The organism is Agrobacterium sp. rho-13.3 (assembly GCF_033957765.2).
Taxonomy (GTDB): domain Bacteria; phylum Pseudomonadota; class Alphaproteobacteria; order Rhizobiales; family Rhizobiaceae; genus Agrobacterium.
In genome coordinates, this window is sequence record NZ_CP192775.1 from 358063 (window position 1) to 371010 (window position 12948).

General features: G+C 55.0%; 12 protein-coding genes. 2 read left to right on the top strand and 10 right to left on the bottom strand.

The window, feature by feature from the left end; all coding sequences use genetic code 11:
* Positions 1-82 precede the first annotated feature (82 nt).
* From RMR16_RS16510 to RMR16_RS16535, 6 genes are all read right to left on the bottom strand, one after another.
* On the bottom strand, positions 83-1054 hold the full coding sequence (locus tag RMR16_RS16510) for a sugar phosphate isomerase/epimerase family protein (protein ID WP_320199856.1): 972 nt from the start codon (positions 1052-1054) through the stop codon (positions 83-85).
* 219 nt (positions 1055-1273) lie between these two features.
* A complete protein-coding gene (gene rbsK, locus RMR16_RS16515; protein WP_320199763.1) occupies positions 1274-2194 on the bottom strand; it encodes a ribokinase in 921 nt (306 codons plus the stop codon).
* 13 nt (positions 2195-2207) lie between these two features.
* Positions 2208-3131, bottom strand: coding sequence for a carbohydrate ABC transporter permease (locus RMR16_RS16520; RefSeq protein WP_320199764.1), 924 nt, complete (start codon positions 3129-3131; stop codon positions 2208-2210).
* Between the two features lie 11 nt (positions 3132-3142).
* Positions 3143-4252, bottom strand: coding sequence for a carbohydrate ABC transporter permease (locus RMR16_RS16525; protein WP_320199765.1), 1110 nt, complete (start codon positions 4250-4252; stop codon positions 3143-3145).
* 93 nt (positions 4253-4345) lie between these two features.
* Positions 4346-6007: an ABC transporter substrate-binding protein gene (locus tag RMR16_RS16530; protein ID WP_320199766.1), complete on the bottom strand. Its 1662-nt coding sequence runs from the start codon at positions 6005-6007 to the stop codon at positions 4346-4348.
* Between the two features lie 75 nt (positions 6008-6082).
* Positions 6083-7144: an ABC transporter ATP-binding protein gene (locus RMR16_RS16535; RefSeq protein WP_320199767.1), complete on the bottom strand. Its 1062-nt coding sequence runs from the start codon at positions 7142-7144 to the stop codon at positions 6083-6085.
* 363 nt (positions 7145-7507) lie between these two features.
* On the opposite strand from RMR16_RS16535, the gene RMR16_RS16540 reads away from it, so the two are divergent.
* Positions 7508-7948: an RbsD/FucU family protein gene (locus RMR16_RS16540; protein ID WP_320199768.1), complete on the top strand. Its 441-nt coding sequence runs from the start codon at positions 7508-7510 to the stop codon at positions 7946-7948.
* Between the two features lie 249 nt (positions 7949-8197).
* Positions 8198-8602 carry a host attachment family protein gene (locus RMR16_RS16545; protein ID WP_320199769.1) on the top strand — a complete coding sequence of 135 codons (405 nt, stop codon included), beginning with the start codon at positions 8198-8200 and terminating at the stop codon, positions 8600-8602.
* Between the two features lie 92 nt (positions 8603-8694).
* Here the strand turns inward: RMR16_RS16545 and RMR16_RS16550 are convergent, their stop codons facing one another.
* The 4 genes from RMR16_RS16550 to RMR16_RS16565 form a co-directional block, all read right to left on the bottom strand.
* On the bottom strand, positions 8695-9768 hold the full coding sequence (locus tag RMR16_RS16550) for an ABC transporter ATP-binding protein (RefSeq protein ID WP_320199770.1): 1074 nt from the start codon (positions 9766-9768) through the stop codon (positions 8695-8697).
* A 13-nt stretch (positions 9769-9781) separates the two neighbouring features.
* Complete coding sequence (locus RMR16_RS16555) at positions 9782-10630, bottom strand: carbohydrate ABC transporter permease (protein WP_320199771.1); 849 nt, start codon at positions 10628-10630, stop codon at positions 9782-9784.
* Positions 10623-11561: a carbohydrate ABC transporter permease gene (locus tag RMR16_RS16560; RefSeq protein ID WP_320199857.1), complete on the bottom strand. Its 939-nt coding sequence runs from the start codon at positions 11559-11561 to the stop codon at positions 10623-10625. Before RMR16_RS16560 ends, RMR16_RS16555 begins: the two co-directional genes overlap by 8 nt.
* A gap of 73 nt (positions 11562-11634) precedes the next feature.
* Positions 11635-12894 carry an ABC transporter substrate-binding protein gene (locus RMR16_RS16565; protein WP_413785996.1) on the bottom strand — a complete coding sequence of 420 codons (1260 nt, stop codon included), beginning with the start codon at positions 12892-12894 and terminating at the stop codon, positions 11635-11637.
* Positions 12895-12948 lie beyond the last annotated feature (54 nt).

Consider the following 12948-nt stretch of genomic DNA (forward strand, 5'->3'; position numbering starts at 1 on the left):
ATGGTGTCGTTTCGGCAAGCCTTCGGCGTGACCTTGGTTAAAAAGGTTCAGAGATTGCGAGTAATGTCAGTGTTTACAGTGTCTAGCCGAGCATCAGTTCCTGAATGACGGCTTGCGCAGACACGGCATCCTGTCGGTCAATCGCACCAGACAGGCGATTGTCCTGCTCAATTCGATCCACAACGTTCAGCATTCGCTTCACAGTCTGGATGTTCACTTCGCATTCGTGGACCGGATCAAGGCCGGTCATATCCGGGAACGTGTCGAAATAAATTGCGCCGTCATAACCATCTCTACGGATCTGGCGCAGAAGCTCGATCGTCTGTTGGGTATGGACTGCGCCAACCATCAAACCATCGTCACGCTTGGCATAACCGTCATTCAGATGAACGCCGAGAACCCGGCTGTAACGGGCAATCAGCGCCGCCGCGAAAGCGGGCTGCTCGTCCGCGTAAAGAACGTGGGCAAAATCCAGCGTCACACCGAGATTGGGCATATCCACATCTTTGATGGCCAGAAGCGTGGTGGCGCAATCGGGCATCAGGCTGTAAGAGCGCGGCTCATTCGGCTTGTATTCGATGCTGATCTGGCAATCGAGATCATGCGCGCATACTTCACGAATTCCGTCAATTTCGTGTTGCCAGAGCGTGTGATAGTCAGCCTGAAAGGCGTAATCAAAACCATCCTGACCAAGCCAGAGAGTCATCAAATTGCTACCAGCAGCGCGTGTCGCATCGATTCCCTTCTTTGTCAGGTCGATCGCCTCACGCCGTACAGCCGGGTCCGGGTTGGTGAAGGCACCGATCTTGAATGCGGGATTGGTATAATAACGCATGGCAAAACCGTTGATCGCCAAGCCGAGGTCGCCAATTTGGCGTGAAAGAACAGCAGGATCTTCCGCAACGTGATCGGGATAATTGAGATCGAGATCCGTTAGTCCCTCGACCTTTGCCGCGCGCGTCGCCATCTGTAGCATTGTCGGCTTGCCAGAAAGGCCCGGCCATTCTGCGGATGGCTTTGAGGCGAAAGAATTCAGTCGGGTCGCGAATTTCAGTTTGGTCACAGCTCTTGCTCACTTCACTCGTTGTTGCGTTAACTTCACAGATTAATATTATTTTGTAAAGTTATATATGTTGTGCACCGCACCAATTCGTTCAGGTCTGGCTGTTTTTTTGCGATTATCCCTTCTGTCGCGCGCGTTCGACGCTCATGGCGCAACAGGCCGTAAACGGCCATCACTTCTTCAGTCACATGCGAGGGCGCAATAGCGGCGTCAGCGCGCCAACACCGCTTCGATTTCAGCCAGTGCGGGCATTGCAGGGGCTGTTCCGCGCCGCGTGACGGCGATGCCAGCCGTCGCGCAGCCAAAACGCACGGCATCCAGTGGGTCTGTCCCTCGTGCAAGTGCTGCGGCAAAACCACCAACAAACGCGTCACCGGCACCAGTGGTATCTATGACCGGGCCGACGGTAACGGCAGGCACATGAACGGATTGACCGGGGGCATGAAACAACACGCCCCGTGCGCCAAGTGTGATGACCGCTGCACCGACACCGCGCGCCAATAAAATATCTCCGCCGCGTCGTGCATCATCAATCGTCGCGATGGCAAAGCCGACAAGTGCGGCGGCCTCTGTCTCGTTGGGAATGATGTAGTGGCAAAGTCCGTAGATTTCTTCAGGGAATGTTTCGGCGGGTGCGGGATTGAAAATCGTCGTAACACCGGCGCTATGGGCAATGTCCAGAGCAAAGTGCGCCGTCGTCGCTGGCTGCTCCAATTGCGTCACAAACACAGCCGACTGGGTGATGATATCACGCGCCGCATCGACATCATCCCTACCGATAGTGCCAGCCGCCCCCGGATAAACAATGATTGCATTGTCTCCTGTGGTATCATTGACATAGATGAAAGCGGCACCGGTTGGCTGGTCGTCCATGATAGTCAACACCGGCGTCACGCCAGCCGATTTGTAAGTGCTCAGTGCGAGATCGCCGAATGTATCGCGGCCGATTTTGGAAATGAAGGATACCTCGGCACCAGCGCGCGCGGCAGCCACGGCCTGATTGGAGCCTTTGCCGCCGGGGCCTACCGAAAAGCCGGTGCCGGTGATTGTCTCTCCAACAACGGGCATACGGGGGGCAAGATAGGCGGTATCGGCAACAAAAATACCGAGAATGGAAACGCCAGACTTCATCATTGACCTCATTTTATTTGACGGCCCCTGCCGTCAGACCCTTCACGATGTATCGTTCCAGGAAAATTCCAACTAGGACCAAAGGCATAATCGCGGCCGTGGCGATTGCTGCCATCGACCACCAGTTGATCCCTTGCGATCCGGTCTGGCTAGCCACCATGACCGGCAACGTCTTGGCGTTTGAACTCGTCAGCAAAGCCGCGAAGAAATATTCGTTCCAGCACAAAATGACCGACAGAATGAAAGCCGCCACCATGCCGGGCAGTGCGATAGGCAGCACGATGCGCAAAAAAGCGCCCCAGATCGAGCAGCCATCAACCAGTGCCGCCTGCTCCAGTTCCACAGGAATGGTGTCGAACTGGTCGCGCATGATCCAGATCACGATCGGCAGAACCATCAACGTATAAACGAGAATGAGGCCAATCAGCGTGTCCAGCAGCATCAGGTGTTTGTAGAGAACCAGAAACGGCATGGCGAGAACGACGGGCGGGAGGATCAACTGCGACAGGAAGAAAAAAGATATGTCCTTGTTCTTCATCCAGAGGAATTTATATGAAAATCGACTTAGTCCATAGGCTGCCAGAGATCCAATAACGACGGCCAGGAACGACGCCCCCGCCGAGGCGACGATGCTATTAAAGAAGCGACGTATAAACTCATCCCGCACGGTGGATTGCGCAAAGATCGTATCTGGCGACAGTCCCAGCGAGCGCCAACCTTTCCAATCCGGCGTGAAATCAACGAAAGGAATGAGATGTCCCTGCGTAACGTTCACAGCCGTCTTGAACGAGGTCGTAACCGTCCAGTAAATCGGAAACAGCGAAACGAAGGCCCAGAACACCAGAGCCGCATAAATCAGCAGACTGCTGGTGAGGAACTGCGGGCGGCGGGACCAAAGACTTCCCGGTTTGGTGGTTGTTTCAGCATGTATCGCCATAGGCTTCGGCCTCAATTTTCACGTTGCATCCATCGGCTCGCCCCTTTGAGGATAAGCGCGACGAAGATGATGATAATGACGAGATAGAACTCCGCGAGCATCGTACCGTAGCCGACATTCGAGCGATCACGATATTCACGGAAGATGAAACTGGACACCGTATCGGTCGCACCGCCCGGCCCACCTGCGGTGACGTTGATGACGATATCGGCCAGCTTGAGCTGGAAGATGATGCGCAGAATGATGACGGTCATGCTGACCGGCAGCATCAGCGGGAAGGTGATTTCCTTGAAACTCTGCCAACCGGAAGCCCCATCCACCTTCGCCGCTTCCTTGATCTCTGCAGGCAGAGCCTGAAGACCGGCAAGCAGCAGGATCATCATGAAAGGAATGGAGACCCACGCATCCATTGCCATGATCGATGTGCGTGCAAGCCATGGTGTCGAGAAAAACGCAGGATTATCCCAACCAAGATACCGCGCAAGCGTCGCGGCAGGCCCAAAACGATACTCCATCAGCGATTTGCCGATCATCCAGCTGACGGCCACGGGGCTGAGCATCAAAGGCAGAAGAAAAGCGACGCGAAAGAATTTACGCGCCTTGATCTCGGCGTTCAGCAGCAGCGCCAATCCAAACGCGATGGCATATTGAACCAGAACGGACAGAACATAATAGACCATGTTCAAAAGCGCGTTCCAGAAATAGACATCCGCAAACAAAGTACGCAGATTATCAAGCCCGTTGAACCGTCGACCGGCAGCAGCACTCAGGTTCCAGTCCGTAAAGGCGATGTAGAGACCAAAGACTGTTGGAAATACCACCATGGCAACAGTGAACAGCACCGCTGGAAGCACGAATGCGGCCCGCTGCCCGGCCTCCCCACGGATCAACACCTGTGCAGCACACAACGCGACAGACCAGACGATGTAGGCAAACAACAGCGGTTGCCAGCTGACGAAGCCGATTGTCGTGATGCCTGCGACGTCAGCAATCTGTAAAATGAGAACGGCAAACAACAGAACGGTCGCAGCCAACAGCAAAAGCTTGCCCCGCCGGGCAGTGGTCAATTGAACCGTTTTCGGTTCGACGGGGCTTAGGGTTGGCATGATCGTTTGCGACATGGGCAGACCTCTGGGCTGGAAAGCCGTGCTGACGATCAGGCGGCACTTTTCCGTGCCGCCTGAATCTGGTGTGAAACGCAACCAAAGTCGCGGTTAGGCTCCGAGCGAGGCCTTGTAGAGTGCGACCTGCTTTTCGCGTCCTAGCTGGTCGGTGATCTTCTCCCACGCGGCTGCAATGGCATCGGCGCCAGCCTGTGCTGTTGCCTTTCCGGCAAACACCTTGGCCAACTCGTCTTCCGCAACACTATAATATTGGAAGATGCCCGGAATGCGCGGCTCGATGGCTGCATTCGGGTGATTATACGAGTTGGACTGCGAGGCCAGATAGTTTGAGATAAATGGCTCGTCATAACCCGCAGACACCCATTCCTTGATGTCGAACTGACTCTTTCGGTAGCATTGGAAGCCGGATGGATAGGCTGCCGTCCACAGTGCCAGATCCTTGCCACCAAGATGGGCTGCGGCGCTCCAAGCGGCTTTTTTCTTTTTCTCATCGCTATCAACGCGGGACATCACGTAAACACCCCAGCCAAGATAAGCCATGTTCGGCGCATGGTTCGGGCCGCTTGCAAGCTTCTCCCATTTGCTGGTTTTGGAATTATACACATCGTCCGAACCCGGCAGGATATCGAAACCAATCGTATCGCCCACGACCGAGCTGTCGCTTGTGCGCGCACTGGCGCCCACATCACCCCACCACGACACCATCGAGCCCGTCCCTGCAAGGAACTGCTGGAAGGCTGTCGTGCCCGGATCGGCATTGAGCTGGTCGCCCGCTTCTGAAGGCAGGGCGTCGATAACGTCCTGAATGGCGCGAACCCATGCTGGATTATTGATGCGTGGCTTCATCGTATCGGTGTCGAACAACCAAGCCTTGTCATCGGGATGCTTGGCATAGGCTGTCGCGCGGCTACCGAGGAAGTAGAAGCCGAAACCACCCCAAGCCTTTGGCGCATCGAGATAGCCGATTGCATCAGCACCGCCGATTTTTTTGCCCTTGAGGAACTTGGTGACCTCCTGAACCTTCTGCCAAGTCTTCGGAACGCCCCACTCACCCTCATGCCCTTCATCTTTCCAAGCTTTGGCAAGGTCGGCATCGGTGAAGTAATCGGTGCGATAGTTGAAGTTATGGCAATCGCCATCAACCGAAATACGGTAGGTTTTGCCATCCCAGGTGCCAACCGGTGCCTTGAGGTAATCCACATAATCATCCATGTCGATCTGGGCTTTCACCCAATCCGGCATTTCAGACGCCAATCCTTTGCCGCACACATCTCCTTCAAACGGCGCACCCATCTCCAGCAGGTCGAAGTCAACCGTGCCGGTGGCGATAGCCTGCTGAAGACGCGGATTATAATCGGCCTGCGCAAGATCGATCCACGTTATTTTGGCGCCAGTGTAATCTTCCCAAGGCTTCAGGAAGCCACGGAATAGAACGTTATGCAGGTTCTGATTGTTTAGCCCCATAAAGGACAGCTCAACACCGGCAAATTCGCCCTGCTTGATACTTTTCTTTGTCGCTTCAAGGCACATCTCACCAACCTTCTGCCAGTCGGCATCGGTTGGCGATCCCTTACCGACACCCGGCACTTGAAGAATCTGGCTGCGCAACGATGCGCCTTGCGCATAGGCCGCATCAAACGGGCCAATCATGCTGCCCGCTGCGGCCACCGCACCAAGGCTTGCCCCGGTCTTCAAGATGGCGCGCCTGCTCAGCCCGATCGCCATCATTCTCTCGAAATCACTGACTTTCATGCGATTTTCCTCCCGTTGATAGAATGCCACGATGTGTGGCCGCCAGCGCTTTCTCCTCAAAGCACCAGCAGAAACTCAGTCGAGCCTCAGCCCACTTTCACCATCGAACAGATGGACCAGAGCCGGATTCGGTGTCATCGCGATCATCTTTCCCGATGCTTCATCAACGCGATCACGAAAAACGCCGATGATTTTCTGTGTCCCAAGTTTTGCAAAAACCTGCGTCTCGGAACCCGTCGATTCAACAACCGTCACCTGCGCATTGACCGAACCGCTGAGCGTAAAATGCTCCGGCCGAATTCCGTAAAAGGCAGAGGCTCCATCCGAACCCGCAGGCGCGTGGGCAAGCGGCAGGTGGATGCCGTCATCCGTCTCGAAAAACGGCACGTCGGAGGCGCGAATTTGACCCCTAATCAGATTCATCGAGGGTGAGCCTATGAACCCAGCCACGAACGTGTTGGCGGGCTTGTCGTAAAGGGTCAGTGGCGAACCGATCTGCTCTACGCGCCCATCGCGCAGAACGACGATCCTGTCTGCCATGGTCATAGCTTCTACCTGATCGTGCGTCACATAGATCATGGTCGTCGCCAGACGCCGCTGGAGTTCCTTGATTTCAGCGCGCATCTGCACGCGCAGCTTGGCATCGAGGTTGGAAAGCGGTTCATCGAACAGGAAGACTTTAGGATCGCGCACGATAGCTCTGCCCATCGCCACACGCTGCCTTTGTCCGCCAGAAAGCTGGCGCGGATAACGTGCCAGATATGGCGTCAGATCAAGAATTTCGGCGGCCTTGCGCACCCGCGTATCGATATCAGCCTTGCTATCACCGCGCATTTTCAACGCGAAACCCATATTTTCGGCCACCGTCTTGTGTGGATAAAGCGCGTAGCTTTGAAACACCATCGCAATATCGCGATCCTTCGGCGGCAGATCGTTGACCACTTTGCCGTCAATCTGAATGTCGCCAAAGGTAATCGGTTCAAGGCCTGCGACCATGCGCAGCAACGTTGATTTTCCACAGCCAGACGGCCCCACGAGGACGACAAACTCGCCATCGGGTATTTCAACGGAAACGCCATGGATCACCGTCAGGCTGCCATAGGCTTTTCCGACATTGACGATGTTCATCGATGCCAAAAGCTCTTCTCCTCCCACGGCGTCGCGCACTCCTCGCGACGTTTGACGAACCTCCCTGAATACGGCGGCGGAATAAAGCTCGAAGCTTCAACCGCCACCGTTCTGCCGTCTTGGGAGGACGTCATCACCCTTCAAACTTCACACAATTATTAAATATTGTAAATTGCGTCATTGCGATTCCGTCGAATATTTTGAGATATGAATTTTCAACCGCAATAATCCAATGTTTTACAGCGTCGACTCGCAGAGTATCATCGCGATTCTTCGTCAAATGCTGGAAAGACAAAATTCTGCAATTGATAACATCACAAGTTATGCTTAATTCGTAAAGAGTAAATTTGCGCCCACCGGGAGGAAACCGAGATGCTTAAGGGGATCGATCCAGTTCTAAATGCCGAACTGATTTATGCATTGATGCTGATGGGACATGGCGACCAATTGGTCTTGTGCGATATAAACCACCCCGCACAAACCATTGCCCGGAAAACAACCTATGGCCGCCTGATTGACGTTTCCGGCTGCGGTCTGGAGCGCGCGGCGCAAGCCATTCTCAAGCTTTTTCCTCTGGACACATTCATTGAAATGCCGGTGAAGCGTATGCAAGTCGTAGGCGATCCTGACGGTCAGGTTCCAATTTTCGCGACGATTCAACATGTCATAGATCAGGCCGAAAAGCGACATGTTCCAATCGAGCCTCTGGAACGTTTCGCATTTTATGAAGAAGCGAAAAAATCATTCGTCATTGTCAGAACATCAGATCCAGGACCGTACGGTTGCTTCATTTTCAGCAAAGGTGTTGTGTAGCTCACATTTTTTTGTGTGAGAAAATCAGGTCCAGATGAAGCTGCCCGAGGGGTTGGACCGGAGCAAGGGGGCCATTTTGTGCCTGCCTTGTCCGGATAGAGAGAGGGTCAAACTTCAATTTCGAAGTCGCGATGCGCGCGGAGATGTTTCAAGACATCTCATTAAGGAACGGATTCTTCTCCGACAGGTTATTCAAAGCAAGCCAAGGGTCCGAATGACCATGCTTTGAATGCAATATTGGAGAAGAATATGGATATTCCACAAAATACCGTGGTCGCCGTTGCCGATGGCGAGAAGCTCAGCCTCTTCAAGAATGAAGGCGATGCGCAGAACGTTAAGCTGAAGGCCCTTCCGGATGCAGACGTGGACAGTTCCAAAATTGCGTCCGGTGCACGCCACTCCAGCAGCTCGGCAAACCCCGACGACAGCCAGCAGGATGAAGACGGTTTCAGCGCCGGCATTGCCGAGATGCTGAACAAAAAGGTTCTTGGTGGCAATATCAAAGGACTGATTGTGGTGGCTGCTCCGCGGACGCTTGGTGAGATGCGCAAGGGATATCACAAGTCCCTGTCGGACGTTCTGTTGGGTGAACTCGACAAAGACCTGACCGGGCATTCGATTCAGGACATCGAAAAAGCGCTCGCTGCTGCATGACGAGATAACGAGGAGACGGAGAGGTTCAAGCCGCTCCGTCTTCTATCTTCCTAATATGTTCGCTTCGGAAAATCCTTCTGTGGTGCTCAGCCTCAGAGCGCCAAACCGGACACCCTATCGAAGACATGAACACGTTCACGGCTGATATTTGCGGCAAAGGGAGTATTGGTCCGAACCAGTTGTTCGCCATCCACCACAGCCGTCACGTGATGCCCAGCGAGATCGAAAATCACGTGCGTCTGCGCGCCAGTCGGTTCGACCAAAAGCGTTTTTCCCGTCACAGCTACATCACCGCCACCGCCCATAGTGAAATGTTCGGGACGAAGACCTATGGTCACCGATTGACCGCGCTTCACCTTGCGATCCTGCGAGATACGGATCGCAGTGCCATCGTCGAGACGTGCAGCTGGAGCGCCCTCTTCCCCATCGACAATACATTCGATGAGGTTCATGGCGGGTGAGCCGATGAAAGCGGCGACGAAGAGGTTGGCGGGTGTCTTGTAGAGTTCCAGCGGCGTGCCCTGTTGTTCGATACGACCCTGATTGAGAACGACCACGCGGTCGGCCAGCGTCATAGCCTCGATTTGGTCATGGGTGACGTAAATCGATGTGGTGCCGACCTTCTGGTGCAAAGTTTTTATTTCGCTGCGCATCTGCACACGCAGCTTGGCGTCCAGATTGGACAATGGCTCATCGAACAGGAACACGGCCGGATTGCGCACCACGGCGCGGCCCATGGCCACGCGTTGGCGCTGACCGCCGGAGAGTTGGGATGGCTTGCGCTCCAGAAGGCTGGCGAGATCCAGCATGCGGGCGGCCTCAGTGACGCGTTCCTCAATCACGGCTTTCGGTTGGCCCGCGATCTTGAGGTTGAAGCCCATATTTTCCGCCACTGTCATATGCGGGTAGAGCGCGTAGGACTGAAACACCATGGCGATGTTGCGTTCCCGTGGCGTCATCTCGTTGACGACATTGCCGCCGATCATGATGTCGCCATCGGTGATTTCTTCCAGACCCGCAATCATGCGCAGCAGCGTGGACTTGCCGCAACCGGAGGGGCCAACGAGCGCGATGAATTCGCCATCGGCGATTTCGAGCGAAATGCCGTGAATGACACCGTGCGCGCCGTAGGACTTGCGGATATCTCTGAGTTCGACGGATGCCATGTTCTGCTCCTGTTCAAGACTTGACGGCGCCAGCCGTCAGACCCGCAATGATGTGTTTCTGTGCTAGGAAAAAGACGATGATGGTGGGCAGGATCGTCATGGTGATGAACGCCAGAACCAGCTGCCATTCCGTGCCGAATTCGCCGCGATAAACCATGATGCCGAGTGGCCACGGGTACTTCGATTCCGAATTGAGCATGATGAGCGGCAGGATATAGCTGTTCCAGCTTCCCACGAAGGACACGATGCCCACCGTCGCAATGATAGGACGAGACAGCGGCATGGAAATATACCAGAAGAATTTCAGATAACCGCAGCCATCCACAAACGCCGCCTGAAACAGCTCCTCCGGCAGATTTCTGAAATAGTTGCGAAACAGCAGGATGCTCATGCCCAGCCCAAAGGCCACCTGCGGCAGCACTACGCCCCAATAGGTATCGAGCAGGCCAAGGTCGCGGATGCGGATGAACAGCGGCAGGATGGCGGTCGCTGCCGGAAACATCAGCCCCAGCAAAAAGTAATTCAGCAGGAAATTGGAGCCGAAGAATTTCACATGCGCGAAGGTGAAGGCCGCCATGGCCGAAACGACGAGTGTGAGAAACACAGTCAAAACTGCAATGACCAACGAATTGAAGATTTGCAGCCAGTAGCGCTTGCCGAAAAGAATATCGCCGTAATTGGACCATTGCCATTCGGCGGGCAGGCCGAATGGGTTCACACGCAAATCACCCAGTGTCTTGAAGCCGCCGAGCGCCGTCGTCAAAAGCGGTATCAGCACGATGGCTGCGATAAGGCCGAGCGATACATAAAGATAGAGCTTCGTCTGTGTGCTTACGCGGATGGATGTGGATGTATCAGTCATGGCGCATGAAAATCCTTTTGTAACCGAAGGCAAGCGTGACGCAGATGATGAAAAGCACCACGCCAACCGCACTTCCAAGCCCCACCTGCATGCGCATCACACCGTAGGTGTAGAGGAAAGTCACCATGGTCTGCGTCGAGTTGGACGGACCACCACCGGTCAGCGGCATGATCATGTCGAACAGCTGAAGCGAGCCGATGACGGCAAAGAAGATGGAAAGACGCACGGTGGAACCCAGCATCGGCAGCGTCACATAGCGAAACTTCTGCCAGCCGGTCGCGCCATCGATTTCGGCGGCTTCCAACACGTTTTTGTCGACCGATTGCAGACCGGCGATAAACAGCATCATGTGGAAGCCGAAATATTTCCAGACGATGACGGCCAGCACCGCATAGATCGCCACATCCTTGTCAGCCAGCACATAGGGGTTGGCAAAACCGAAGAAGTTGGAGATCGCGGCGAAGAGGCCATAGTCACCGTCATAAACAAAACGCCAAATCAGACCCGCCGCGACATCTGCCAAAACATAGGGCAGGAAAAACACCAGACGGAAAGCGACGACGCCGGGAATTTTGTGCGCAAGCATTGTTGCCAGCCAGATGGCCAGCGGAATCTGGATGCAGATAGAAATGACGATGATCAGGGCATTGTTGATGAGCGCCTGCGAAAAGGCTGCATTGCCGAACAACACCTGAAAGTTTTTCAGGCCGATGAAGTCGGTCGGCGTGCCATAACCGTTCCAGCGGTAAAGACTGTACCAGGCCGCTTCCCCCATCGGCAGGATGACGAAGAGGGTAAAGAGAAGAAGTGCGGGCGGCAGGAAGATCAGCAGCGTCAGGGCGCGGTCATGGGCGACCGAGCTTTGTTTGCGCTTCAACTTCGTCAGTGGTTTGGCCAATGCAGGTACTGCATTGATGGAAATATTCGTCATCATGTCCGCTTTCGGTTTCACGCGGGGCGAAGGGACGCCGCAATAACGGCGGCGTCCTGTCGTTCAGGCGGGATCAGCGAAGCTCGAAGGCATCCTGAATCTGCTGGGCGCCTTCTTCGGATGTCATCTGGCCCGAGACGATTTCGACAGAAACGTCATTGACGACGCGGCCGACGGCTGCACCCAGCGTCTGATCGAAGAAGTTCTGGTGCCAGGTGGATTCCGCAAGCTGCTTGGCAGAACTCGCCAGCAGCGGGTTGGTCACAGCTTCGTTTGCATCAACCGCAACGGGCAGGATCATACCGGCCTTGGCCATCTTCTTTTCGTTTTCAGTATTCGTCATGAAGGTCGCAAATTCGATGGCCTCCTTGGAGGCATTTTTCGTGACGGCCCAACCGTTCAGACCGCCGAGCGTATCCGTTGCCTTGCCAGCGCCACCTTCGACAGCGGGGAAAGCGAAGCGACCGATATTGTCCGCCGCCAGACCTTTGCCGTCACCGGCGTTCTTGCGCTGGTTGGCTTCGGTATTGTCGAAACCGAGGATCATCGCGGCCTTGCCATCACCAAACACGCCAAGCGCCTGCGGCCATGTAGAGCCGAGATAGCCGGGCTGGAAGGGCTCCAGTTTGCCGAATTCGGCCAGTTGCTCGCCTGCCTTGATGATCGCCGGGTCCATGAACCCTTCGCCCTCACCCTTGCGCGCAGCATCGAACACGGCCTGTCCGCCGTTGCGCATCACAAGGTAGCTCCAGTAGAAATGGATCGGCCACTTCTCGCCGCCACCACCGGCAATCGGCACGACGCCCGCTGCCTTGATGGTTTTGACCGCAGCACCCAGATCGTCCCAGGACTTGATATCTTCGGCCTTCACGCCAGCCTTGGCAAACAGCGCTTTATTATAGAAGAAGCTGACAAGGCTCACTTTGTAAGGCACGGCCCACAGCTTGCCATCGAAGGACAGACCATCGATTGCTGCCGGGTTGTAGGCCTTGCGCAGCTTGCCGCCGTCTGCATCAAAGGTCTCGGATAGATCTTTCAACGCACCGGTTTTGGACTGCTCCTCCAGCACGCCGCCGCCCCAGCTATAAAAGAAGTCCGGAACGTCATTGGATTGCAAAAGTGTCGGCAGCTTTGCTTTGAACGCTTCATTTTCCAGAAACTGAAGCTGAACATCCACACCCGGATGCGTGGTTTCGAAATCCTTGGCAATCTCCTCCCAGACGGCCACGGCTTTCGGATCGAGTTCCACATGTAGCCACTTCACAACCGTGGCGGCCGATGCACTGGCTGCGCCGAGCATGAATGTGATGGCTGTCGTTGCGGCAAACGACATCAGCTTGCCGCTCAGGCTTGCGCCCGCGTGCAGATACGTCATGATGGTAATCCT